This is a genomic window from Methylobacter sp. (assembly GCF_004322395.1).
In the GTDB taxonomy this organism is placed as follows: domain Bacteria; phylum Pseudomonadota; class Gammaproteobacteria; order Methylococcales; family Methylomonadaceae; genus Methylobacter_A.
Window position 1 is genome coordinate 22,037 of record NZ_SCTW01000050.1, and the last position, 26,044, is coordinate 48,080.

Here is a 26,044-nt window from a genome sequence, read left to right on the forward strand (position 1 = left end):
TTTTGTAACAGCATTAATTCTGATCGAGAGATTTCATGATTCAAGGTAGTATCGTAGCTTTAGTAACGCCGATGGATGAAAGCGGTGCAGTGGATAAGGAAAGCTTAAAAAGGTTGGTGGAATTTCATATAGCACAGGGAACCGATGCTTTAGTCGCTGTCGGTACCACAGGCGAGTCGGCGACGCTGGATGAACATGAACATTGCGATGTGATCAAGTCGATTGTTGATTATGTCGGCAGTAGAATTCCCGTGATTGCCGGAACCGGCGCAAACTCGACTACCGAAGCGATCAACTTGACCCGTTTGGCTAAAGAAGCCGGGGCCGATGCCTGTCTGATCGTGACTCCCTATTACAACAAGCCTACTCAAGAAGGCTTGTACCTGCATTACAAAGCTATCAGCGAAGCCGTCGATATTCCCCAGATTTTATACAACGTACCGGGACGTACTGCTTGCGATATGTTGCCTGAAACCGTTGGTCGACTGTCTCATTTGAAGAACATCGTCGGCGTTAAAGAGGCGACCGGCGATTTGTCCAGAGTTAAAAAAATCCGCGATTTGGCCGGTGACGATTTTGCAATTTACACCGGCGACGATGCGACCAGCCGTGAGTTTTGCCTGCTAGGCGGTAACGGCAGCATTACTGTAACAGGCAATGTCGCGCCAAAACTGGTGCATGAAATGATTATGCTGGCGATAACGGGCGACAGTGAAGCCGCTTTAGCTATCGACAAAAAACTCGCCGCGTTACATGAAAAACTGTTTATCCAGTCGAATCCGATCCCGGTCAAATGGGCTGTTGCCGAAATGGGGTTGATGAGGAAGGGCATACGTTTACCGCTGACTTGGTTGACCGAAGATTGCTTCGATGCGGTTCGCGATGCAATGCGTCAGGCTGAAGTGATTTCCGGTAACGGCTCTTGCGCCGCTCTATCTTCTGCGAACGCGTTATGAAAACTAAAATCAGGCTGCTTATTATCGGTGCTGCTTTGGTCAATGTGTCGGCCTGCACTTATATAAAAAACTTATTTCCGGACAAAGAAAAAGATTATCAGTTTACGACTGAAATTCCCCCATTGGTCTTGCCGGCAGATCTTGGCGGTGGCTCAATTGCAAAAGCTCCGGCTGCTGAAACGACGAATGCGCCTGTCTCTGAAACACCCGATGCCGCTTCCGCTGTCACGCCAACTGAAACAGCTCCTGCCATAGACAAAAAGTTAATTCAGGTTGAATTGCTTGACTCCGAGCAAGGAGCAAAGCAATTGCGTATCGGTGCACCGGTAGCTATAGCTTGGCGAATGGTCGGCAAAGCATTAAGCCGAAATTCTATCGAAGTAACCAATCGCAATCAGGAAGAAAGACTGTTTCATGTCCAATATGATCCAAACAAGAATGAAGTGGAAGATGGATCTATTTGGGACGAAGTCGTCTTTTTTTTCGTGGGATTTGATATCAGTGAACAAGAATATGTCTTGAAATTAGTAGAAAGCGGCCAGCAAACCGATGTCATTATTATGGATAAAGACCAAAAATCGGCGACAGATAGGATAAGTTTAAGTTTGATGACGCTTTTGCATGACACTATAAAAGCCGACTTGGCTAAGTGATTTATTGAGGTAAAAGGCGCAAGGTAAAAGGTAAAAGGTTAAAAAACCGACACTTGCACCGCGCCCCTTGAACCTTGCACCTTTTACCTTGTACCTTTTTTCCACATGTTAAAAATCTCTGGAACATCCGCGCTTTCCGACTTTCGCATTAACAAACTACTGGCTGAGCTTCAGTCTATAGAACCCGCTATCAAGGCTGTTTCAGCGAGGTTTATTCATTTTGTGGATATTGAAGGTGACTTGGATGACAGTCAATCCGCGATTCTAAAGCAGCTATTAGCTTACGGTCCCACGCAAGCCAGCGCTGATGTTTTAGGTGTGCGCTTACTGGTTGTACCGCGCTCAGGCACGATTTCACCCTGGTCCAGCAAGGCGACCGAAATAGCCCAGCGTTGTGGGTTATTGGAAGTTAAGCGTATCGAGCGGGGTATCGAGTACACGCTGGATGTCAATCAGCCGTTACCGGCTTCGGTAAAAGTATTATTGCATGACCGGATGACCCAAACCGTCTTTGATGGCGATAGTGACCCGGAATTGTTTGTTTTGCATCAGCCCAAATCGTTACTGCATGTCGCCATCATGGAGCAGGGCCGTGACGCGTTGGTTGACGCCGATACCGAATTGGGTCTGGCCTTGTCCGATGATGAAATCGATTATCTGACCGACAGCTTTCAAGCGTTGGGCAGAAATCCGACCGATGTTGAATTGATGATGTTTGCCCAGGCTAATTCGGAACATTGCCGGCACAAGATTTTTAATGCGGATTGGACGATAGACGGCGTAGAACAAGCGCAGTCTTTGTTCAAAATGATCCGCAATACCTCGGCAAAAAGCCCGGAAGGTATTTTGACGGCCTACAGCGATAATGCCTCGGTCATGACCGGCTCGACCGAACAGGTTTTCATACGCAATGCGCAAACCGGCGAATACGGCTATGTCGAAGAAGACGCGCATTTGCTGATGAAAGTCGAAACCCATAATCATCCTACTGCTATTTCACCTTATCCGGGCGCGGCAACCGGCTCCGGCGGCGAAATCCGCGATGAAGGCGCGACCGGCCGCGGTTCTTCTCCGAAAGCCGGATTAACCGGATTTTCGGTGTCTCATTTAAAAATTCCCGGTTTTCCCCAGCCTTGGGAAGCGGATAACGGCAAGCCCGAACGTATAGCTTCTGCATTAACCATCATGCTGGAAGGTCCGCTCGGCGGCGCGGCGTTTAATAACGAATTCGGCAGACCCAACCTGACCGGTTATTTCCGCAGCTTTGAGCAAGCGGTTCCGGGCAAGGACAATGAATTTCGGGGTTATCACAAACCGATCATGATCGCGGGTGGCCTAGGCAACATCCGGCCGATGCTGGTCAAGAAACACTCGATACCAGCCGGTTCGTTGATCATCATCTTGGGTGGTCCAGCCATGTTGATTGGCCTCGGCGGCGGCGCGGCTTCATCGCAGGCATCCGGAGCGGGTTCTGAAGATTTGGACTTTGCCTCCGTGCAGCGGGAAAACCCTGAAATGGAGCGCCGTTGCCAGGAAGTTATCAACCATTGCAACTCGATGGGCAGCGATACGCCGATTGTATCCATTCATGATATTGGCGCAGGCGGTTTATCTAATGCAGTGCCGGAAATCATCCACGATTGCGACCGCGGCGGACGCTTCGGATTGCGCAAGGTGCATAATGCCGATAAAGGCATGTCCCCGATGCAGATTTGGTGCAATGAAGCGCAGGAACGTTATGTGGTTGCGATTAAGCCTGAATCGCTGGAATTATTTACCGCTTTTTGCGAACGCGAACATTGCCTGTTTGCGGTAATCGGCGAGGCAACCGAAGAAGAGCATTTATTGCTTAACGACGAGTTGCTTGGCGACAAGCCGGTCGATATTCCGATGTCGGTTCTGTTCGGCAAGTCGCCCAAGCTGCATCGCAACGTCGAGCATGTTCCGGCCAATACCAAAGCACTGGATCTTAGCGGCATCAGACTTGACGAAGCGGTCAAGCGAGTCTTGTCATTCCCGGCCGTCGCCGATAAAAGCTTTCTGATCCATATCGGCGACCGTTCGGTAACCGGTTTGGTTGCACGGGATCAAATGGTTGGTCCGTGGCAAGTGCCGGTGGCCGATGTGGCGGTTACCGCAGTCGGCTTTCATTCTATGACCGGCGAAGCTATGGCGATGGGCGAACGTTCTCCGATTGCGGTTATCGACGCGCCGGCATCAGGTCGTATGGCGATAGGCGAGGCCATCACTAATATTGCCGCCGCCAGCATAGATTCGTTGAAAAAAATCAAACTGTCCGCAAACTGGATGGCCGCAGCCGGTTATCAAGGCGAAGATGCGGCATTGTTCGATACCGTCAAAGCGGTGGGCATGGAATTGTGTCCTGAGCTGGGTATCGCAATACCGGTGGGCAAGGATTCCTTGTCGATGAAAACCGTGTGGGATGCAAAAACCATGACCGCGCCGTTGTCGCTGGTAATTACCGCGTTTGCGCCGGTTGCCGACATTAGCCTTACCCTGACTCCGCAATTGCGCTGTGTACCGGATGAAGATAGTGCTCTTATCCTGATCGACCTGGGCGCAGGTAAAAACCGGTTGGGCGGATCAGTGCTGGCGCAAGTTTACAACCAGCTCGGCGATGACTGCCCCGACCTGGATGAAGCAAGTTTGTTGAAAGCTTTCTTTGATAGCATTCAAATGCTCAACGGACAAGGTAAATTGCTGAGCTATCATGACCGTTCCGATGGCGGCTTACTGGCTACGGTCACGGAAATGATGTTTGCAAGCAGGCTGGGTGTGGCCCTGACGCTCGACAGCTTGGGCGAAGATGTGCTGGCGGCATTGTTTAATGAAGAATTGGGAGCCGTATTGCAAGTGCGTCAAAGCGACTGTAAGGACGTTGTGGAACTGTTAAAACAATCAGGCCTGATAGATTGCATTTATGTAATAGGCAAGGTCATTGGCGACTGCGTGGATGCGGGAGGTACGACCCCACGGATGGGGGAGGTAGAGCAACGCATGGAGCGGTTGCCGAGAGCACCAACAGTAGGCGCTTTAGGCGACGCAGGAGCAGTTGCCGAGGTAGAATCGCGTCCGGAACAGCGATCGAGAGCAGCGTACGCAGCAGTTGCCGAAGAACAGCAACTGACCGTTCGCCATGCCGGGGAGGTTGTTTATTCGGCCGGTCGAGCCGAACTGCAAGGCATCTGGTCCGAGCTTAGCTACAAGATGCAGGCTTTGCGCGATAACCCTGAATGCGCACAGCAACAGTTTGAACGAATCGCCGATGATGGAGACCCAGGCTTGAATGTTGCATTGACTTTTGATGTCAACGACGACGTGACCGCACCGTTCAGAAATGCAGCAAGACCCAAAGTCGCGATACTGCGCGAGCAGGGCGTTAACGGCCATGTGGAGATGGCGGCGGCATTCGATCGCGCAGGGTTTACCAGCATCGATGTGCATATGAGCGACATTATTCATGGCCGGGTCAGTTTGGCTGATTTCACAGGTCTGGTGGCCTGCGGCGGTTTTTCTTATGGCGACGTATTGGGCGCAGGAGGCGGCTGGGCAAAATCGATCCTGTTCAATCCGCGCTGCCGCGATGAATTCGCTGCATTTTTCCAACGCCCCGATACCTTCGGTTTGGGCGTTTGTAACGGTTGCCAGATGATGTCGGGATTAAAAGACATCATTCCCGGTGCCGAACATTGGCCGCGTTTCATGCGCAACACCTCCGAACAATTTGAAGCGCGGGTGGCGTTGGTTGAAGTGCAAAAATCGCCATCCATCCTATTTGCCGGTATGGAAGGTTCCAGGATGCCGGTAGCCATTGCGCATGGCGAAGGGCGTGCGGAATTTGCCGCAGATCCGGCAGTTGCGCTTGAAGCTGGCGCCGTGGCTTTGTGCTATGTCGATAATTACGGTGAATTAACCACGGAATTTCCTGCCAATCCCAATGGTTCGCCGTTCGGTATTACCGGGCTGACCACCACGGATGGACGATTTACCATTATGATGCCGCACCCCGAGCGCTGCTTTAGGACCTTGCAGAACTCATGGCATCCTGATGATTGGGGTGAATATGGCGCGTGGATACGCCTGTTCAGAAACGCCAGGGCATGGGTGGGCTAAGTGTCTTCAATTGTTCAACAGCGCAAACATGCTTGAAGAGCGGTAAATGTAATCAAATCCTGGCAATAAAAAGTTTAGAGGTTGTAGATTATGGACAAGGTCAACATGAGGAAAAATCGAAGAGGTTATTTTCGAATTTATGATGAAGTTAATCTCTCTTACAAAAAAATAGATGAAAAATGGGTGACCGATCCGCACCTTATTTCCGATAATGTTTTTAATGACCATTCATTTTCTACAGATATTGAAAATATACTGCAGGATACAACATCGTTATTGCCCGGATCGGAGGATTTGCAGTTTAACGAACACGAAAGCCAAAATGTTAACATCAGTGCCAGCGGAATGGCTTTTTATTGTGAAGATGCGCTTGAAGCAGGCGATTTTCTAGTCATCAAGATAAAGCCGGCATCCAGCATGGCGGTCATCATAACGTACAGCCAAGTTGTTTATTGCAAACACCTTCAGTCAGAGGATAGTCCAAACGATAGTCCGCATCCTTGTTTTGTTGGCGCTCATTTTATCGATATGAAAGATGAAGATCGTGATTTATTAATCAAGCATGTGGATAAAAAGCGAAAGCAACAAAACTGGGTTCACGGTCTTTTTTTGGCCGCTGTCATTACTGTTATTGCTTTTCCCGATGTTGTATTCGGCTTGTTGTTTGAATTTTTCCATTTCCTGTTCGAGCTATTCCTCCACATCCTCCATCTTTCATTTGAGTTTATCGAATTAAATCTCGATCGCCTTGTCGAACACTTTTTTAGTACCGATCTTCATCAAACTCAGGTTATCGTCTTTTATATAATATTATCTTTTATTGTTTATGGCCTTTACCTTCTGGGGCGGAGGGTGCCGTCTTTTTGTCGGCGTTGTAAGCGAAATCTGTTTACAGCCTATGCGTTCAAGAAAGCAAGCTTGCTGTTTTTTTGGCGGGAGCAGTCTTTAATCAATAAAATCAAAATAATGAGCATAGTCATTGCGGCCATCACCTGCTATATTTTGTTTGGTATGTAGGATAAATAATAAACATGAAAATGAACGCCATATACAAAAAGGAGACTGCCTGCATCTTGATTGTAGATGACGAGCCGGTAAACCTGAAACTACTGGATAAAATGTTGTCTGCTCAAGGCTATCTCAATCTGGTATTGGTGCAGGATCCGACATTGGTAGTGGATATCTATCGGCAGCAACGTATCGACCTGATTTTGCTGGACATCAATATGCCTCATTTGGACGGCTTCGGAGTAATGGAGCAGCTCAAGTCGCTTGGCGACCCGCTATTTCCGCCCATAGTTATACTTACCGCCCAGCATGGTCAGGATTTTTTGTTGCGCGCACTCAATGCGGGCGCGCGCGATTTCATTACCAAGCCCTTTGATCGTAACGAACTGCTGGCTCGGGTATGCAATATGCTTGATGCACAATTGGCGCATCGCCTGCTTTATGACCAGAAAGACGTGCTGGATGAAATGGTACAGATACGTACCGACGAGTTACGCAGAACTCGGCTACAGGTAGTGCAAAGGCTGGGCCGCGCCGCTGAATATCGCGATAACGAAACCGGCAATCATATTCTGCGTATGAGCCATATCTCGGCCTTGCTGGCAAAAGCGATTGGCTGGAATGAGGCTGACTGCGAACTAATACTGCATGCCAGTCCGATGCACGACATCGGCAAGATCGGTATTCCCGATCATATCCTGCTTAAGCCCGGCAAATTCGAACCCGACGAATGGGAAATCATGAAAACTCATGTCATTATCGGGGCAAATATTCTCGAAGGCGACGATTCCGATTTGATGAAAAGTGCAGGCGAAATTGCACTTACCCATCATGAAAAATGGGACGGCAGCGGTTATCCTCAAGGCCTGTCCGGCGAGGCTATTCCATTAGTGGGGCGCATTGCGGCGCTGGCTGATGTGTTCGACGCCTTGACTTCGGCGCGGCCCTATAAAAAAGGGTGGACCGTTGAGGCAGCCGTTGACTGGATCAAGGAAAATCGCGGCACGCATTTCGACCCTGAACTTGTGGATGTCTTTATGAAGCTATTGCCGGAAATCCTTAATATTTGCGATCAGTTTTCCGAGCCGGAACATAATAAATGACCCATCCGGATCAATCCGCCTTATTGAGTAATGTGCTCGATGCCGCGACCGAAGTGTCTATTATCGCTACCGATCCGCATGGCGTTATTACTGTGTTCAATCGCGGCGCCGAACTGTTACTGGGCTATAGTGCCGAGCAGTTAGTTAGCAAACATACTCCCGCATTATTTCATCTTGCTTCCGAGATTGCTGTCCGTGGTTTGAAATTGTCTCAGGAATACGGCTTTCCGATTGAGGGCTTTCGGGTTTTTGTCCAGAATGCCGAACTGCATGGGCGTGAACAACGGCAATGGACTTATGTCTGTGCGGATGGCCGGCAGGTACAAGTATCGCTGATCATAACGGTCATGCGTTCGCTGGAGGGGAATATCACCGGTTATCTCGGAATGGCCCATGACATTACCAAGGAAATCCAGGCTTACAAGGTTGTTAAAGAGTTCAAGAACATGCTCGATCAGGTTCACGATGGCATCTTCATGTTTCGGCCTGATACTTTGGGCTTTACCTATGCAAACCTGGGTGCAACGATTCAACTGGGCTATAACAGCGAGGAATTGCTGCAAATGTCTCCATTGGATATCAAGCCTGAGTTCACAGAGGCAGGTTTTCGCGAACGTTTACGTCCGCTGCTGGATGGCGAGAAAACATTAGTTATTTTTGAAACAGTTCACCGTTGTAAGAATGGTGACATCATATCAGTGGAAGTTTCCATCCAGTTAGTGTCTGAACAGGGACAGGAGCCGTTGTTCGTGAATGTGGTGCGGGATATTACCGAGCGCAAGGCGGCGGAACGCGTCATGCACGAGAATGCTCAATATACTCAGGCTATCCTGGATAATATTATCGACGGCATCATTACCATTGACAGCCGGGGTACGGTTCAATCGATTAATCTTGCCGGCGAGAATATCTTCGGCTATACGGCGGATGAGATTGTCGGCAGGAACGTCAATATGCTGATGCCCGAGCCTCACCACAGCAAACACGACTGTTATCTCCAAAATTATCATGCAACCGGTATACCGCGCATTATCGGCAGCGGCCGCGAGGTGGAAGGGCTGCACAAGGACGGCACTATCTTCCCGATAGATCTTGCCGTGTCGCAGAGTATTCATCAAGGGCAGCCATTGTTCATCGGTGTGGTTAGGGATATTACCGAACGCAAACGGGTGGATTTGATGAAGACCGAATTTGTCTCCACAGTCAGCCATGAACTGCGGACACCGCTGACCTCTATCAGTGGAGCATTGGGCTTGATTGTCGGAGGCGCTCTGGGCGAACTGCCGGAGCAGGCGAAAGTGATGCTCGATATTGCTTTCAAAAATAGCAAACGTCTGGCGCTGCTGATCAACGATCTGTTGGATATGGAAAAACTGGCTGCCGGTAAAATGCAGTTGGATTTACAGTTGCAGCTATTAATGCCGTTAGTGGAACAAACGTTGGAGGCTGTCCGTTTCTACGGCGATCAATATCAGGTGCGTTTTAAGTTGATCGAACGAGCCGACGATGTGCAGGTGCGGGTTGATAGCGGACGGCTGCAACAGGTACTAACCAATTTTCTATCCAATGCGGCCAAATTTTCGCCTTCCGGCGCTCAGGTCGAAGTTGCCGTGCGGCTGCAAAAAGATGTGGTTCAGGTCGAAGTTATCGACCACGGCCCCGGCATTTCTGATGAGTTTCGCAGCCGCATCTTCCAAAAATTTTCCCAGGCGGATTCGTCGGATACCCGGCAAAAAGGCGGTACCGGGCTGGGACTGGCTATCAGCAAGGAGCTCATCGAACGCATGAACGGGCTGATAGGCTTCGATTCCGAAGAAGGCCGGGGCGCGTGTTTTCATTTTCAATTACCGGTCTGGCGAAAGCAGAAAATAACGCAGCAACTCCCTGACACATCTATGTCGGGAAAACCACGCCTATTGGTGGTGGAGGATGACCCGAACATAGCGTCATTGTTATCGATTATACTGAATCGCGCCGGCTATCAGGTGGATGTGGCCGCCAACGGCGAGACGGCCCTTAACTGTCTTGCGCATAACGAATACGTAGCGATGACCTTGGATCTGATGTTGCCGGATCAAAGCGGTGTCTCGCTGATTCGCCGCATTCGCAGCCAAGCCGCGACCGAGACGCTGCCTATCATTATTGTCTCGGCTTATACAGAAGATGGCAAACTTACACTCAATGGCGACTTTAACGCTATTGCCTGGATCGATAAACCGATTCAGGAAGAGCAGCTGATCACAACTTTATCTCGTTTTGTGCCGATACAATCGGCTAACAAGCCTAAGATACTGCATGTAGAAGACGATATTGATTTGCAACACGTAGTTGCGACAATCGGCCGCGATGTTGCCGATTTCGATGTCGCTAACAATCTGGCCGAAGCGCGCTCTAAATTAGCACGGGAGCGTTACAATCTGGTGGTGCTGGATATAGGTTTGCCCGACGGTAGCGGCTGGGAGCTATTGGCCGATTTGAAGCGGCTAAATACTAAACCTCCTGTGATGGTGTTATCCGGCTCCGAAATGACCGAGGAGCAACAAGATCATGTGCAGGCGGCATTGCTCAAGACGCGCATTCCCAATCAGGATTTACTCGATACCCTGAAACGGCTTCTTCCCGGTAACGCTTAAAACATAGGAAAAGCACTATGGACCTGAAACGCATACTCTACGTTGAAGACGAACCGGACATTCAGGCCGTGGCTAAACTGGCGCTGGAAATGGTAGGAGGCTATCAGGTGATGATCTGTAGTAGCGGACAGGAAGCTTTGGATAAAGTAGGCGGCTTTGCGCCGGATTTAATCCTGCTTGACGTGATGATGCCGGGTATGGATGGACCGGCCACCTTGCAAAGCTTGCGCGCCGGTTCCACTACTGCCGCCATTCCGGTGATCTTTCTTACCGCGAAAGTGCAGCCGTCGGAAGTAGCGCATTATCAAGCGTTAGGAGCACTGAACGTTATTGCCAAACCTTTCGACCCAATGACGCTGGCGACGCAGATACGGCAAATTTGGGAGCGCAACTTATGACCGATTCCGTCGATTTTACCGTCCGGCTTAAGGTTTTATCCGAACAGTACGCCAAGCAGTTAGAAAGTAATTTAGATGATTTGGTCAAGCGTACTTCCGGGCAGCGGCGGAGCGATCATATTCGACTTTTAGGTTTATTGGAAATTTAATCATCTACATCTTAAATGAATGTTATAAACAAAATAATTTACATTGATGTACAAGGTTTTGTTATAGCTCATTCGATGGGTTTCGCGTTGCTCTACCCATCCTTCACCTTTTGATTATCGATCAACTATAACAAGAACCGACCATGGATAATGACATTCAGATCTCTCTTTCCAAAATGCGGGAAGATTTTATTGCGCGTCTGCCGAGTCGGTTAATTATTTTTAAAACTTTGCTGTCCGATCTTGAATGTGGCCGGTCGGAATCTATAGCGGCCTTGTATCGTGAGTCACATAGCTTGGTCGGTGCCGCGGGCGTTCATGGTCTGGTGTTGGTTTCCGAGGCGGCGCGTGCTTTGGAACAGATCGTGGCAGCCATGCCTGTTGATGGAATATTGGATGAACAAGGGCTGGACGCCATACGTGAAGCCTTGGCGAGTCTTGAAGCACAGACAGTCAACCCGAGTTCCAGTTTCGTCCCTCATGTTCGGCGGGGACCGACAAAAATTCCTCATATTGTGGTAGTGGACGATGATAAGGAGCAGACCGACTGGCTGCGCTCCGTGCTCGAACAAGCGGGTTATCGGATTGATGTATTTCATAAACTTGCGGACTTCAGCGCCGCCAGCCTAACATTCGAGCCTCCCTCCGCGGTAATTATAGATATGATGTTTCCGGAAGGCGACGATGCGGGCGCACGCGCTATCGCAAAACTAAAAGAGCAGTGCCTTAACAGTTTTCCTGTCATCTTCATTTCAGTTCGGCAAGATATGGCGGCGAAGCTTGCCGCCTATCGTGCAGGTGCTACCTGTTATCTGACCAAGCCGGTGAATAGGGATGCTTTGCTGCGAGTGGTTGCCGACTCGGCAGCGTTAATGCCGAGAGTGCCTTTTCGCGTGTTGCTGGTCGATGATGACCCTGAACAGTTGATGACTCAAGGCCAGACTCTGCGACAATCCGGCATGACGGTGTTGGAATCGGCCGATCCTCTAAAGGTTCTGGAAATGCTGGAGAGTTTCGCGGCCGAGGTATTGGTATTGGATATGTATATGCCGGAATGCTCGGGCCCGGAGCTGGCGGCCATTTTGCGGGATGATGAACGGTATGCCCAGATGCCGATTGTTTATCTTTCGGCAGAGACTAGTGTATCCAAGCAATTATTAGCACTCAATCGCGGTGGCGATCATTTTCTGACCAAACCGGTTGATCCTCGTCATTTGGTTGCGGCGGTGGCTTTGCAAGCAAGACGTTTTCGCCAGACACGGGAGCAAGCGGAGTCGCTACGCGCTACGCTTTATGAGAGAGAACGTCAGCAGCAGGCGCTTGATGCCCATGCCATTGTTAGTGCGACAGATATGGCCGGCGTAATTATTTATGTTAATGAGCGATTTTGTGAGATCAGCGGTTACAGCCGAAACGAAGTGTTGGGTGAAAATCATCGTATCGTCAAGTCGAGCGAACATCCTCCCGAATTTTACCGTGATATATGGTTTACCATTACGCAAGGCAATATCTGGCGGGGTGAAGTTTGCAACCGGCGTAAAGACGGCAGCCTATATTGGGTTGAAACCAGTATTGTGCCTTTCTTGGATAAAGCCGGATGGCCTTACCAATACGTATCGATCCGCACCGATATAACTCGCATTAAAGAAGCCGAGTTGCGATTACGTCTTTTAGAGCGTGCTGTGGAAGCCAGTACCAGCAGCATTAGTATGGCGTATGCCGGCAAGCCCGATATGCCGTTGATTTATGTCAACCCCGCCTTTGAGCGTATCACCGGATATAGCCGCGATGAAGTGATTGGACGCAACTGCCGTTTTTTGCAAGGTGAAGAAGTTGGTCAGCCGAGTCTGGATGAAATTCGTGCAGCGTTGCGGGCGGGGCGTGCCGGAGAGGCGCTGGTGCATAACTACCGCAAGGATGGTACGCCGTTTTGGAATGACTTGCGCATAGCGCCAGTGCATGACGAACAGGGGCGTCTTACTCATTTCATCGGTATTTCCGATGATGTCACCAAGCGCCGCGAGGCCGAGGATGCTCTACTTCAAAGCGAAGAGCGGTTACGTCGCAGTCAGCTCTACGCGAACATCGGCACTTGGGACTGGAACATCCAGACCGGTCAACTTCTTTGGTCGGAACGTATACCGCCATTGTTCGGTTGCCCTGAGGATAAGCAGGAGAAGCATACCTATGAAGAGTTTCTTGATGCAGTGCACCCTGATGATCGGCAGAAAGTGATTGATGCGGTTAATGACTGTGTGGAATTAGGTTTCGAATATAATATCGAACACCGTTGCGTATGGCCTGACGGTACAGTGCACTGGCTGATGGAGCGTGGCGATGTGGTGCGCGATGCGGACGGTACGCCGCTGAATATGCTCGGCGTGGTGCAGGACATTACCAAACGCAAGTTTGCCGAGTTGGCATTGGCGGAGAGTCGCATACGCTTGGAAGAGTCCCAAAACTTGGCAAAGTTGGGTAATTGGGAGGCCGATCTTTCAACCGGCGAAATGCGTTGGGCGGATGAAATCTACCGTATTTTTGGACAGGATCCGGCAACTTATACGCCAAGTGTCGAAGGTTTTTTAGACGCAGTGCATCCTGACGATATAGCGCTGGTGCGTGAAAGCGAACGGTACGCTGCAGAAACCGGTATCCATAGCATGTTTCATCGCATTATCCGTCCTGACGGTGAAGTGCGCTATGTGCATGAGCTGGCGAGACTGGAACGTAACGCGGAGGGGAGGCTCGTGTGCCTGATTGGTACCGTGCAGGACGTGACTGAATTGAAACTGGCTGAGCAGGCACTGATCAATTCCCGTGATGAAGCAGAGCGCGCCAACAGCGCCAAGTCGGATTTTTTGTCCAGCATGTCGCACGAATTACGCACACCGATGAACGCCATTCTGGGTTTTGGACAGCTGTTGGAAATAGATGGCGCGCTCAATGAGGAGCAAAAAGATTATGTCGATGAGATACTCAAGGCTGGCCGCCATTTGCTGGAACTTATCAATGAAGTATTGGATTTGGCCAAGATTGAATCAGGCAAGATCAATTTGTCATTAGAACTGTTGCATAGCACCGAACTCATAACGGAATGTGTAGCATTGGTCAAGCCGATTGCCCAAGTGCAAGGCATCACTATAGATGATGCGCCAATTGATGATTATGTAATACGCGCAGACCGTACCCGGCTAAAGCAGGTGCTGATAAATCTACTGTCTAATGCTATTAAATACAATCGCCCGCAAGGAGAAGTATCGATTCAGGTTACTATTCGGGACGGTTGGGTACGTCTGGCGGTGTCTGATACCGGGTACGGCATTGCGGAAACGCGGCAGCAAGAGGTTTTCCAGCCGTTTTCGCGTCTGGGTGCGGAAGAAACCGATATTGAAGGTACCGGTATTGGCCTGACTATCAGTCGGCGGCTTACGGAAATGATGGGCGGTAATATCGATATGGAGAGCAAGGTGGGGCGGGGCAGTATTTTTTGGATTGAATTGCCGGAAGCGACTTCGGGACGGATCGCCGAAAGCAATGACTTGAAACAGGCAATGACAGCTGGGACGATATTTACCGATGAATGCCGGTATACGATGCTTTATATTGAGGATAACCCGGCTAACCTTCGATTGGTTAGCCAGATCCTGGACAGGATCCCACAGTTGCAGTTGATCACGGCGCATAATCCGGAATTGGGGCTGGAGCTGGCTTCAGTGCATCATCCCGATTTGATTCTGCTCGATATTAATCTACCGGGCATGGACGGCTATCAGGTATTGAGTATATTACGCTCTATGGACTCGGTAAAAAACATGCCGGTGATCGCTATCAGTGCCAATGCGACGTCACGCGATATTGAGCGGGGTATAGCAGCAGGTTTTAATGATTATATTACCAAGCCTGTCAACATCAGGCATTTTCTTGAAACCGTGAGCCGTCTGCTTCCTTATGATCATAAAAAAAAGCCATAAACTTATTATAGCGCTTGCGTTAATAGGCGTTGTGATTATGGCCGTAACTATAATCAGGCGGCATTATTCGATTAAGGTAAACAGTATAAAGATCGGCGTATTGCATTCGTTGACAGGTACTATGGCGGTCAGCGAAAGACCGTTGTTGGATGCGGTGCGCTTAGCAGTAGAAGAAATTAATGAACAAGGGGGATTGCTCAGTCAACCGTTAGAAGTGGTCGCGGTCGATGGTATGTCCGATCCAGAGGTATTTGCCGCTGAGGCCGAACGGTTAATTGAAAAGGAGCATGTCAGTGTCCTGTTCGGTTGCTGGACATCAGCCTGCCGTAAGGCGGTAAAACCGATAGTCGAAAAACACCGGCATTTGTTGTTTTATCCTGTGCAGTATGAAGGTATGGAGCAATCGGCCAATATTTTATACAGCGGCGCTGCACCCAACCAACAGATCGTTCCAGGTACCCGTTGGGCGATGCAGAAATTCGGACAGCGCGTTTATTTGGTGGGCTCGGATTATATTTTCCCCCGCACTGCCAATATCATCATCAGTGATCTGATTAACGCTTCCGAGGGTGAAATCCTCGGTGAACGCTATCAGCCATTGGGGAGCTCCGACATGGAAGCCATTATTACGGATATTGCCCGGAAAAAGCCGGACGTGGTGCTTAATACGCTCAACGGAGACAGTAACGCCGCTTTTTTTGCCGCTCTGGTCAAGGCCGGATTAAGCGACCTGCCGTTGGTGTCTTTTAGTGTGGAAGAAGGCGGCATGCTCGCATGGAACGGCGGGCAACTTACCCGGCATTACGGTGTTTGGAGTTACTTTCAATCTTTGCCAGGGGAAGAAAATCAGCGTTTCGTTAACGCGTATCGGACTCGGTTCGGCACTGACCGAGTAATCAGCGATCCGGTTGAAGCCGCTTATGTAGGCGTAAAATTATGGGCTCAGGCTGTGCAGGATGTGGAGTCCAGTGAGCCTAGCCGGGTTGACCCCGCTCTTTTGCGGCAGAGCATCAAGAGCCCTTCCGGGATAGCAGCGGTGGATGCGGACACCCGCCATTTGTGGAAGATGGTGCGAGTAGGCAAGGTGCGACCAGACGGACAGTTCGAGCAGGTGTTTGCGTCCAGTGCGCCGCTACGGCCATACCCTTGGCCAGGCTATCGCACCAGAGACGAATGGCAAGTTCTGCTTGAGCGAGATCGGCCATGATTTTCGGTAAAATTACTTCGCGTCTGATGCTGGGCTTTCTGCTGCTCTCGCCGTTGCCGCTGGCGGGACTGGCTTGGTTTTATGTTCAGAACTTCGAACACTCCTTACAGCAGTCGACACTGAAAAATCTGTCCTCCCTTGCCGACAAAAAGGCGGAGCAGATTAACACCTATATTAACGAACGACTGACCGACACCTGGTTCTTGGCCAAATCTATCGATACCGCCGAGACCTTGCAAGCTAGTCAAGGCATAGATTCGCAGCACTATCAAGCAGAGAAACAGGCTTATGGCGATCATTTCCACGCTCTGTTTGAGAAGGTGCATTACCATGATTTGTTGCTGATCGACATGGCCGGCAATGTGGTGTTTTCTATCCGGCATGAGTCTGATTTTGGCACCAATCTCAATACCGGGCCTTATCGCGGCACAGCTCTGGCAGACGCTCATCGGGAAGCCATTGCGCTGCTCGATGCGCAAGTTACGCAGGCTAAGCCTTATGCCCCATCTGCTGGAAAGCCAGCTATTTTCCTAGTCGCTCCCGTATTTAAAGCGGGTAAGATGATTGGTACTCTGGCTTTGCAAATGGATTTGGACAAGCTGACTGTCGTCACCGGCGATACCACCGGTTTGGGCGTGACAGGCGAAACAATATTGGCACAACTTGAGGGTAATGAAGCTCTGTATGTAGGTATTATGCGGCACGTTCCGGATGCGGCGTTCCGCTATCGTGTTACTCTGGATAAGGTAGCCAAGCCAATGCAATCGGCCCTTACCGGCGAGCATGACAAGGGTATTAGCCATGATTACGCAGGTGTTGAGGTAATTGCCGCTTGGCGCTACCTCCCTTCGTTGCGCTGGGGCATGGTGGTAAAAATTGATATTGCCGAGGCTTTTGCGCCGCTTTACCTGTTACAGAAATTCAGCCTAGTTGCGCTGAGTTTCCTGTTTTTGGCGGCGGGCATATTGGCGTTGCTGTTTGGCCGTACTTTGGTAGCGCCCATTTGGCAGTTGGTAACTGCTATGGAACGGATTGCAGGAGGGGATTTAAATCATCGCGCCCCGCTGGTCGGATGTGATGAATTTCAACAACTTGCTGTTTCTTTCAATACTATGACGGAGCATTTGCAATTTCAGCATACGAATCTTGAACGGCAGGTCGAGCAGCGTACAGCCGATATCAGGCGGGCTATGGAGCAGTTAAATGATGCACAGCATATTGCCCAATTAGGAAGTTGGGAGCTGGATTTAAGCAATGGAACATTGATCTGGTCCGATGAGATCTACCAACTGTTCGAAATCGACAAAAATTTGTTCGGCGCAACCTATCAGGCATTTCTAAACGCCATTCATCCGGAGGACCGCGATGCAGTGAATGAGGCTTACAACCGGTCATTGCTGACTCGGGAACCGTACGAAATTACCCACCGTTTGTTAATGCCGGACGGGCGGGTTAAGTATGTGACGGAACGATGTGCATCTTATTTTGACACCGATGGCAAGCCAATCCGGTCAGCAGGCACGGTGCAGAATGTCACCGATCTTAAGCGGACCGAACTGGAGCTTAAATATCTTAATGAAGAGCTCGAACAGCGCGTACAACAGCGCACCGCGCTGTTGCTTAAGGCAAAAGAAGAAGCCGATAGAGCCAATAATGCCAAGTCTGAATTTTTATCGCGTATGAGCCATGAACTGCGTACGCCGATGAATGCCATTATAGGTTTTGCGCAATTACTGGAAACCGATGAGGAAACTCCTCTCACGCCCGATCAAATTGACAATATACACGAGATTCTCCATGCCGGACGGCATCTGCTGGAACTGATCAATGAGATACTGGATTTGGCGCGTATCGAGACCGGCCGGATTGAGCTGTCGCTGGAGCCGGTAGAAGTCCAGCCGCTGATCGGGGAGTGCATGGCATTGTTACAACCATTGGCTTTTGGACGACAAATCGATTTGAAGCTGGATTTAAACAGTATGGGTACCGTGCAGGCCGACCGGCTTCGGTTGCGCCAGATTTTGCTCAATCTGCTGTCTAATGCCATTAAATATAATCATGATAAAGGCAACGTCCGGATTAGCTGTCAATACGTAGCGGAAGGAAGAGTCAGGCTTGTGGTGTGTGACAGCGGGCGCGGTATTGCGGTTGATGCTCTACCGCGCTTGTTTAAACCTTTCGAGCGTATAGAAACGGCTTATGACGGTATTGAGGGCACCGGTATCGGCTTGGCGCTTTCCAAGAATCTGGCAGAGGCGATGAATGGTAGTATAGGCGTAGAAAGTGTCGTCGATAAAGGCAGCACTTTTTGGGTTGAGCTTCCTGCGGCGGAAGCGGTAGTTTCGTTAGCGGATTCCGGTGTCACTGAAGCAATGCAGAACACTTATACTAAAACCCGCACAGTGCTTTATATCGAAGACAATCCTGCCAATCTGCGCCTGGTACGGAAAATAATTTCTACGCATACCAATCTATTGCTGCTTGATGCCAGTAATGCCGAGCAAGGTCTGGAAATCGCTACAGCGCATCATCCCGATCTTATATTGCTCGATATCAACCTGCCGGGCATGAACGGATTTCAAGCTTTGCGTCATTTACAGGACAATCCCATTATTTGCGATATTCCGGTAGTCGCCATCTCCGCCAACGCCATGGAGCGGGATATTAAGAAAGGACTGACAGCCGGTTTTACCGATTATTTGACTAAGCCGCTGGATATTCCCAAGCTTCTGGCTTTGCTGGATACGCTACTTAAAGGCAACGATTAAAAGTATGGGAATTTTAACCACATTGCGGCTGAAAGGAGATTAATATGCTGCTACGTCCGCTTTCTGACGATGACCGAGATGCATATGCACTGATGTTACATCGCTCATTCAATACTTGGTATAGCGCGCACGGCTGGCCGTCCGATTATTTCGGTTGTGCGCCGGAGCAGACCGGTATTTTTCTTGATGTTTACAACGACATCAGCCCCGGTGGCAGTATTGCCGCCTTTGATTCCAACAACGGTAAACTCATGGGCGCCTGTTTTTATCATCCACGTGAGCATCATGTCAGTCTCGGCGTAATGTCGGTGGATCCTGAATATTTCCATTGTGGGGTAGGGCGGGCGCTGGTCAATCATATTGTCGATTATACCGAGTCGCACCGGTATGCGGCGCTACGGTTGGTCAGCAGCGCTATGAATATGGATTCATTTTCTCTATACAATCGTTCAGGCTTCATTCCCCGCGGCAGTTATCATGATATGGTGCTGCCGGTGCCGGCCAAAGGACTTCAAGTGCATTATCCGCTACGTGATCAGGTACGTGAAGCTGTATCTACTGATGTCGATTCCATGGCAGCGTTGGAAATGGAAGTTAGCGGCATCAGTCGCGTAAACGATTACCGCTATGCCATCGAAAATCCGCGCGGTGTGTTACAGGCTCTGGTGATCGAAAATAGTAGCGGAGTTATCGATGGGTTTATGATATCAATCAAACATCCTGCACTTAATATGCTTGGGCCTTGCGTGTCGCGTAGCGAAAAAGCAGCATTGGCGTTATTGCTGCACGCGACAGAGCGTTTTCGATGCGCAACGCCGCTGTTTGTAGTTCCGGTGGAGAAGCGTGAGCTGGTAGAAACGCTTTACGATTGGGGCGCGCGTAATGTGGAAACGCACCTGTTTCAAGTGCGAGGCAAGTTTCAAGCATTTAATGGGGTGAGTTTGCCAAGCTTTTTGCCGGAAACCGGTTGAGCCGCACGCATCGAATAACATAAATCTGCCTGGAGCGGATTTATGTTTACCGGCTATTTTGTGCCCATACGAATTTTAATGATAGGACTCACACCAGTGTTTTCTTTTAATGAAATGATGTTGTTAATTATTTTTTGATCCACAATACAGTTTCTAATATAAGGTTTACCTTCAAAATAGACGCTAACCACTTCCATACCGGGTTTTAGTTGTATCCATGTGATTTCAATAATCGGGTTGCGCTCCATAAAAGTATTACTTTGCGGTCCGCCAACTAGCCTGCTGTTCCTCCATGATTTTTTAACCACAGGGAGTTCCGCTTCTTCTTCAAAAGTTTGATCTGCTTTGAGTGTTTTAATGAAAGTATCGATAACATCAGGATCGTAATAGCTTTCTTTTCGACTAATTAATTGACTGACCGCAGTATTAACAGACATTACTTCACCTGTCATTGAACCCTCAAGATAGGCGATATAATCGCCTACCACATTTAGAATGCGAGATCCCAGCGGAATCTTTTCCTTAGCCAGACCGTCGGGAAAGCCTGAGCCGTCATAGCGTTCGTATTGATGCCGAATTAAAATGGAAGCGCCTTTTAATTGAGTCAATCCCTTCAATAAAGCCTCACCTTCTACCGCATGCCTTAAATAGCGGCGTACGTCGGCAAGAGGTATTGAGTAATAAGGCTCTGCCAGCAAATTGTCCGGCAAACTCATCTTGCCAATTTGTATCAGCAATCCGGCATAAAAAATATTTTGCTTCTCCTCTTCATTCATGCCCAGTTCGCGCGCAACCAGTAAAGCTTTTTCTGCGACATATTTTGACTGTCCACTTTTAATGCCGGGGCGCATTTCAATAATACGCGAGAATGCCTTAATCGAATCAATATATTGCTTTTTCAGATTCTTATTTGCCCGGTCAAGATGCTTCATAGCATTGCTGAGTTGTTCGGTACGTTGATCGACTTTTTCTTCCAGGTGTTCGTTGAGTTCTTTTAATTCTTTATTTTGCTGATGAACTATATCGGATAAACGGTCCCGTTCTTCGCGCAGGCGCTTTTGTTCCAAGGCATTGCGAACCAGTAGCTTAAGTTCTTCATCATTCCAGGGTTTATTGCAATGATTGTAAATACGCCCATTATTGACGGCATCAATCGTTGATTGAAAATCGGCATAGCCGGTCAGTAAAATACGGATGGTCTCCGGCCATTGCATGAAAACCTGGGTTAAAAATTCCGCACCGTTCATTTCCGGCATACGCATATCGGAAACAACTAGGTCAACGGTATTTTGCCGTAATATTTCCAGACCTTCTGCACCGCTTGAGGCGAAGTAGGTGATATATTGTTCATTATGAAATAAGCGGCGCAGGGCTTTAAGCACGTTCGCTTCATCATCGACAAACAATATCGCGCTAGCTTTATCGTTAGCAACGTTTGACAGATCGGTCGGCATAATCACTCCAGCTCCATTATTTCAATCAATTTGATCGGCAATAATAAACATTGCCAAATGGAATTATGCAAAACTTTTACTTGCCAATTTGCTGTTTTCATTATCAATACTGATTGTTTTGTGTCATTAACGATTCAAACTGCTCAATCAACACCGGTTTGCTGAACAAAAAACCTTGATAGGTCAAACAGTTATGTTGTTCAAGAAATTTACGTTGTTCTTCAGTCTCCACACCTTCCGCGATAACTTCCATGTTTAAATTGTTGCTCATGCCGATGATCGTTTGCACAATCACGGCATCGGTGGTTTGTACGCCGATGTTGCGCACGAAGGATTGATCAATTTTGAGTTGGTTGAGCGGTAATTGTGTCAGATAGGATAGTGACGAATAGCCTGTACCGAAGTCATCCATCGAAAAGTGCACGCCAATTTCGCGAAGTGCTTTCATCTTGAAGATGGTGTTATCGATATTATCGAGTAGCAGAGTTTCCGTCAGTTCCAGCTTAAGTCTTTTAGGGTTGATGGCGCTATGGTGTAAAATTCGACACACTTGTTCCACAAAATCGGCCAAATGAAACTGTTTTGCGCTCACGTTGACGGCAAGTTGTAAATGTTGGGTATGGATACTGCTTTCCCAGATTTTGATCTGTGCGCAAGCCGTTTCCAAAACCCATTGCCCAATGGGCAATATCAAGTCGGTTTCCTCTGCTAGGGGAATAAAACATAATGGGGAGAGTAATCCACGTTGTGAATGATCCCAGCGAATCAATGCCTCAGCGCCAATGATTTTGCCTTTGTGGTTAACCTGTGGTTGATAATAAAGTTTGAACTGGTTTTCTGCTAATGCCAAGCGCAAATCTGTTTCCAGTGCAACGCGGAAAGTAAGATTGGCTTGCACTTGCGGATCAAAGAAGCATAAAGTATTGCGGCCGGCCGTCTTAGCCTGATACATGGCAATATCAGCCTGTTTCAATAGTTCTTCCTTAGACTGGTCGCGATCACTAAAAAAAGCGATGCCGATACTGGCAGTGCAACGATAATCGTGTGAAGCAAGCTGGTAAGGCTGATTGATGATATTCAAAATTTTATTGCCAATGGCTTCGGCTTGTACCGCCGCTTCAAGGCCCTGTTTACTCAACTCCTCCAGTATCACCACGAATTCATCGCCACTCAGACGAGCAATGGTGTCGCCTTCGCGCACACAAGAGCGAAGACGTTGTGTAATCTGTTGTAGCAGCAAGTCACCCATGTCATGGCCGATAGTATCGTTGAGTGTCTTAAAATTATCCAGGTCAATAAATAATAAAGCTCCCATCCGTCCGCTACGTGCGCTGAAAACCAATGCCTGCTTTATCCGGTCGTAGAGAAGCCGCCGATTAGCCAGACCGGTGAGCTGGTCATAAAACGCCAGATGTTCGACTTTTTCTTCCAGGTGTTCGTTGAGTTCTTTTAATTCTTTATTTTGCTGATGAACTATATCGGATAAACGGTCCCGTTCTTCGCGCAGGCGCTTTTGTTCTAAGGCATTGCGAACCAGTAATTTAAGTTCCTCATCATTCCAGGGCTTATTGCAATAATTGTAAATACGCCCGTTATTGACAGCATTAATCGTTGATTGAAAATCGGCATAGCCGGTCAGTAAAATGCGGATGGTCTCCGGCCATTGCATGAATACCTGGGTTAAAAATTCCGCACCGTTCATTTCCGGCATACGCATATCGGAAATAACTAAGTCAACGGTATTTTGCCGTAATATTTCCAGACCTTCTGCACCGCTTGAGGCAAAGTAGGTGATATATTGTCCATTATGAAATAAGCGGCGTAGGGCTTTAAGCACATTCGCTTCATCATCGACAAACAATATAACGCTAGCTTTATCGTTAGCAACGTTTGACAGATCAGTCAGCATAATCACTCCAACTTTATTCTAATTGGCTTAATCACCAGTTTACGCATTTTCAATATTCGCTCCGGCAATAGGTAAGACAACCCGAAATGTCGTTCCCTGACCTAATTGGCTGGTCAGTTGAATTTCTCCCTGATGTTTTTTGATAATATTATAGGAAACCGAAAGGCCTAATCCTGTCCCTTTACCGACCGGCTTGGTAGTAAAAAAGGGATCAAAAATTTTACTCTGATGCTCAGGGGCTATGCCTTTGCCGGTATCGCTGATCTCTACCCATGCGTGATCATTTATTGTTCCGGTACGTAAGGTGATAATGCCTTCGTTTTCAATAGCGTGGGCCGCATTGACTAATAAATTCATAAACACCTGATTAAGCTGGTGCGGCAAGCATTTTATTTCAGGCAAGTCGCCAAATTCTTTGACAATTTTTGCCTTGTATTTAATTTCGTTGTTAACAATATTGAGTGTGGTCTCAAGACCTACGTGTAAATCAGTCCATTGCCAGTCATCGTCACTACCAAGATGAGAGAAGTCTTTAAGATCCTGAACAATTTTCTTCACCCGTGTCGCGCCTTCATGAGATTCTTCCAATAAATCGAGTACGTCAGTCTTTAGAAATTCCAGATCTATTTTTTGTTTAAAGGCGTTAATTTGTGCGAGTTGCTCGGTATTGACGCTCGTGGCTTCAGATTTTTCGTAAATCGCCACCAGTGCCAGCAAATGATCAATGTAATTTTTTAAGGAGGTCAGATTGGAGTTGATATAGCCAATAGGATTATTAATTTCATGCGCCACGCCGGCGGCCAATTGACCGATAGACGCCATTTTCTCAGATTGCAACAGTTGCGTTTGCGCTTCTTTTAATTGAATGTTCAGCAGCAACTGTTGGTTTTTTTCAGATTCCAAGGTTCGGTTAATTTCGATGAGTTCCTGGGTGCGCTTTTCAACTTCTTCTTCTAATTGTGCATTACTGCGAGCGAGCACTGTTTCGGCTTGTTTTTGCGAGGTAATGTCCATGCCGCAGCCCATTAAGCCGGCAAAGTTTCCGTTTTTTTGCACTCTGGGAGCGGCTGTTTCATAGATCCAGGTGATTTTGCCGCTAGTGCTCAGCAAACGGTATTGAATTTTGAATTTGCTGCGTTCCTCAGCTGCACGAATGTAGGTTTGGGTCACTTTGTCCCGATCCTCGGGATGAATGGCGTCTAGCCATTGTTCGCGGTTGGGTATCTCGGGCGGTAAATTAAAAGTGGCAAACCAAAAGTGATTGCAAAATATCGGCATATGATTAGTATTGGTAATCCAGATTAATGCGGAAATATTTTCGGCTAATTCCTTAAAGCGGCTTTCACTTTCGCGTAAGGCCGAATATAGACTGCTCTGCATAATTTCATGGTGTTCTTGTTTATCGATGCTGATTTGTGCCGCATCAATGCCGTTAATAAGGCTGAGCGCCATTTGTTTATCGGTACTGAGGATATGGTGGTAAAGCCAGTTGACCAAGTAGTCCATTAAGTCATCCGAAAGAGCATTAATATCGGCCTCGGCTTCGCGCTGGACCGTTATCATTTTTGCGACAAATTCTTTATGCCCCGCTTCATGTACGGCATATATTGTTGGATTAAACTTTGCAGCCGATATCAGTTGTTCTTCATGCTGAAAGTGGTACACCGTATAATCAATTAAGTTATCTACAATTTTGATAATGGTGTCGCGGTCAGCGCCAATGGCGACAGCTTCGTCCAATTGATTGGCTAAATCGATAAGATGTTTATGTTGTTTGTCAACGGAGTCTATACCTAGCACCAGTTGATCATTCCAATTCAAAATGGCCATGTTATTTTTAAGAAATTTAAGAACGATATGTTATGTATTATGGCACAATCCTTTGACCACATATTTTTCTGTTTAACATAAGACTAGCATTTGATCAGCAAACTGTTGTCCGCTATTAGCGCAATATACTGCTTGGTTTAATGAAATGTTGAGTATATCAAGAGCGGAGTGAATGGATTCGTCTTTCTCCAAAGCGGATTCATCGGATTGTTCGATTTTATGAATCAATAAATTGGCTACATAGACCAGCAACCCGAGCGACTTGAGTGAGCCGGGTACAGGCGGGGTTTCGTGCTGCTCGATAGCTTCTTGAATAGCTACTGGGAGATTCCAGTGCTGCCCCGCCTTGCCGCCTATTTCCCCATGATCAAAGCCTAATATGCGTTGTTCCGTTTCTATCAGGGGGGAGGCGGGCTCATTAAAAATTCGGATGAATTCATCAGGAAACAGTAGAAAAATCACCAGACGCCCAATGTCATGTAATAATCCTGCTGTGAAGGCAAATTCAGGACTATTACCGGTATAGCCTGCAAGTTGTCGAGTGCATTCGGCAACGGCCATGCTGTGATGCCAGAGTTGGCGATGATCAAAGTCTTTGTGTTGTGTAGACAGCACGTTTGAAAAACAAATACTAAGCAACAGGTCTCTTATTCGGTTAAGACCCAGTAATACAATAGCTTCGCGCAAAGAGCCTATTTCCCTGAACATACCGTAGAAAGGTGAATTAGCAATACGTAAAATCCGTATTGCTATGGATGGATCCTGAACGATCTTATCAACCAGTGCCGTCAGATTCTGTTCATTATCAATTTGTTGTATTGCCTCTATAAGCAATACCGGCATTGTTGGTAAATTAGACAAATGCACAAGTTTATTTTTTAAGGTGAGCATTTTAACGAT

16 protein-coding genes are annotated in these 26,044 nt (G+C 48.2%); 12 read left to right on the plus strand and 4 right to left on the minus strand.

Translation table 11 applies throughout. The features are described from left to right. Nucleotides 1–35 precede the first annotated feature (35 nt). The 12 genes from dapA (at nucleotide 36) to EPO18_RS07400 (ending at nucleotide 19,951) form a co-directional block, all read left to right on the plus strand. A complete protein-coding gene (dapA, locus tag EPO18_RS07345; RefSeq protein ID WP_292432551.1) occupies nucleotides 36–956 on the plus strand; it encodes a 4-hydroxy-tetrahydrodipicolinate synthase in 921 nt (306 codons plus the stop codon). After that, a complete protein-coding gene (gene bamC, locus EPO18_RS07350; protein WP_292432553.1) occupies nucleotides 953–1,609 on the plus strand; it encodes an outer membrane protein assembly factor BamC in 657 nt (218 codons plus the stop codon). The genes dapA and bamC overlap by 4 nt, the downstream gene beginning before the upstream one ends. 105 nt (nucleotides 1,610–1,714) lie before the next feature. Then, the gene (purL, locus tag EPO18_RS07355) at nucleotides 1,715–5,743 is read left to right on the plus strand and encodes a phosphoribosylformylglycinamidine synthase (protein ID WP_292432555.1); all 4,029 of its coding nucleotides are present in this window, start codon (nucleotides 1,715–1,717) and stop codon (nucleotides 5,741–5,743) included. Between the two features lie 105 nt (nucleotides 5,744–5,848). After that, nucleotides 5,849–6,760, plus strand: a complete 912-nt coding sequence (locus EPO18_RS07360) for a PilZ domain-containing protein (RefSeq protein ID WP_292432556.1) — start codon at nucleotides 5,849–5,851, stop codon at nucleotides 6,758–6,760. Between the two features lie 14 nt (nucleotides 6,761–6,774). Next, nucleotides 6,775–7,854, plus strand: a complete 1,080-nt coding sequence (locus EPO18_RS07365) for an HD domain-containing phosphohydrolase (RefSeq protein ID WP_292432558.1) — start codon at nucleotides 6,775–6,777, stop codon at nucleotides 7,852–7,854. Further along, nucleotides 7,851–10,487: a PAS domain S-box protein gene (locus EPO18_RS07370; protein WP_292432560.1), complete on the plus strand. Its 2,637-nt coding sequence runs from the start codon at nucleotides 7,851–7,853 to the stop codon at nucleotides 10,485–10,487. The genes EPO18_RS07365 and EPO18_RS07370 overlap by 4 nt, the downstream gene beginning before the upstream one ends. Nucleotides 10,488–10,504: 17 nt before the next feature. Then, nucleotides 10,505–10,885: a response regulator gene (locus EPO18_RS07375; RefSeq protein WP_292432562.1), complete on the plus strand. Its 381-nt coding sequence runs from the start codon at nucleotides 10,505–10,507 to the stop codon at nucleotides 10,883–10,885. Next, nucleotides 10,882–11,034: a hypothetical protein gene (locus EPO18_RS07380; RefSeq protein ID WP_292432565.1), complete on the plus strand. Its 153-nt coding sequence runs from the start codon at nucleotides 10,882–10,884 to the stop codon at nucleotides 11,032–11,034. The genes EPO18_RS07375 and EPO18_RS07380 overlap by 4 nt, the downstream gene beginning before the upstream one ends. A gap of 143 nt (nucleotides 11,035–11,177) precedes the next feature. After that, nucleotides 11,178–15,005, plus strand: coding sequence for a response regulator (locus tag EPO18_RS07385; protein ID WP_292432567.1), 3,828 nt, complete (start codon nucleotides 11,178–11,180; stop codon nucleotides 15,003–15,005). A 37-nt stretch (nucleotides 15,006–15,042) separates the two neighbouring features. Then, nucleotides 15,043–16,212, plus strand: coding sequence for an urea ABC transporter substrate-binding protein (locus EPO18_RS07390; protein WP_292432570.1), 1,170 nt, complete (start codon nucleotides 15,043–15,045; stop codon nucleotides 16,210–16,212). After that, nucleotides 16,209–18,980, plus strand: a complete 2,772-nt coding sequence (locus EPO18_RS07395; RefSeq protein WP_292432571.1) for an ATP-binding protein — start codon at nucleotides 16,209–16,211, stop codon at nucleotides 18,978–18,980. Before EPO18_RS07390 ends, EPO18_RS07395 begins: the two co-directional genes overlap by 4 nt. A gap of 44 nt (nucleotides 18,981–19,024) precedes the next feature. Then, nucleotides 19,025–19,951, plus strand: coding sequence for a GNAT family N-acetyltransferase (locus tag EPO18_RS07400; RefSeq protein WP_292432572.1), 927 nt, complete (start codon nucleotides 19,025–19,027; stop codon nucleotides 19,949–19,951). A 53-nt stretch (nucleotides 19,952–20,004) separates the two neighbouring features. Here EPO18_RS07400 and nosR read toward each other — a convergent pair whose 3' ends face one another. From nosR to EPO18_RS07420, 4 genes are all read right to left on the minus strand, one after another. Further along, nucleotides 20,005–21,405, minus strand: coding sequence for a response regulator c-di-GMP phosphodiesterase, NosR family (nosR, locus tag EPO18_RS07405; RefSeq protein WP_292432574.1), 1,401 nt, complete (start codon nucleotides 21,403–21,405; stop codon nucleotides 20,005–20,007). Between the two features lie 103 nt (nucleotides 21,406–21,508). After that, nucleotides 21,509–23,314, minus strand: a complete 1,806-nt coding sequence (locus tag EPO18_RS07410) for a putative bifunctional diguanylate cyclase/phosphodiesterase (RefSeq protein ID WP_292432576.1) — start codon at nucleotides 23,312–23,314, stop codon at nucleotides 21,509–21,511. Nucleotides 23,315–23,353: 39 nt separating this feature from the next. Next, nucleotides 23,354–25,144, minus strand: a complete 1,791-nt coding sequence (locus tag EPO18_RS07415; protein ID WP_292432578.1) for a bacteriohemerythrin — start codon at nucleotides 25,142–25,144, stop codon at nucleotides 23,354–23,356. Nucleotides 25,145–25,216: 72 nt separating this feature from the next. After that, nucleotides 25,217–26,035, minus strand: coding sequence for an HDOD domain-containing protein (locus EPO18_RS07420; protein WP_292432580.1), 819 nt, complete (start codon nucleotides 26,033–26,035; stop codon nucleotides 25,217–25,219). Nucleotides 26,036–26,044 lie beyond the last annotated feature (9 nt).

Coding starts and splice junctions, on each gene's coding strand:
- dapA (WP_292432551.1), top strand. CDS start 36: ATGATTCAAGGTAGTATCGTAGCTTTAGTAACGCCGATGGATGAAAGC.
- bamC (WP_292432553.1), top strand. CDS start 953: ATGAAAACTAAAATCAGGCTGCTTATTATCGGTGCTGCTTTGGTCAAT.
- purL (WP_292432555.1), top strand. CDS start 1,715: ATGTTAAAAATCTCTGGAACATCCGCGCTTTCCGACTTTCGCATTAAC.
- EPO18_RS07360 (WP_292432556.1), top strand. CDS start 5,849: ATGAGGAAAAATCGAAGAGGTTATTTTCGAATTTATGATGAAGTTAAT.
- EPO18_RS07365 (WP_292432558.1), top strand. CDS start 6,775: ATGAAAATGAACGCCATATACAAAAAGGAGACTGCCTGCATCTTGATT.
- EPO18_RS07370 (WP_292432560.1), top strand. CDS start 7,851: ATGACCCATCCGGATCAATCCGCCTTATTGAGTAATGTGCTCGATGCC.
- EPO18_RS07375 (WP_292432562.1), top strand. CDS start 10,505: ATGGACCTGAAACGCATACTCTACGTTGAAGACGAACCGGACATTCAG.
- EPO18_RS07380 (WP_292432565.1), top strand. CDS start 10,882: ATGACCGATTCCGTCGATTTTACCGTCCGGCTTAAGGTTTTATCCGAA.
- EPO18_RS07385 (WP_292432567.1), top strand. CDS start 11,178: ATGGATAATGACATTCAGATCTCTCTTTCCAAAATGCGGGAAGATTTT.
- EPO18_RS07390 (WP_292432570.1), top strand. CDS start 15,043: ATGGCCGTAACTATAATCAGGCGGCATTATTCGATTAAGGTAAACAGT.
- EPO18_RS07395 (WP_292432571.1), top strand. CDS start 16,209: ATGATTTTCGGTAAAATTACTTCGCGTCTGATGCTGGGCTTTCTGCTG.
- EPO18_RS07400 (WP_292432572.1), top strand. CDS start 19,025: ATGCTGCTACGTCCGCTTTCTGACGATGACCGAGATGCATATGCACTG.
- nosR (WP_292432574.1), bottom strand. CDS start 21,405: ATGCCGACCGATCTGTCAAACGTTGCTAACGATAAAGCTAGCGCGATA.
- EPO18_RS07410 (WP_292432576.1), bottom strand. CDS start 23,314: ATGCTGACTGATCTGTCAAACGTTGCTAACGATAAAGCTAGCGTTATA.
- EPO18_RS07415 (WP_292432578.1), bottom strand. CDS start 25,144: ATGGCCATTTTGAATTGGAATGATCAACTGGTGCTAGGTATAGACTCC.
- EPO18_RS07420 (WP_292432580.1), bottom strand. CDS start 26,035: ATGCTCACCTTAAAAAATAAACTTGTGCATTTGTCTAATTTACCAACA.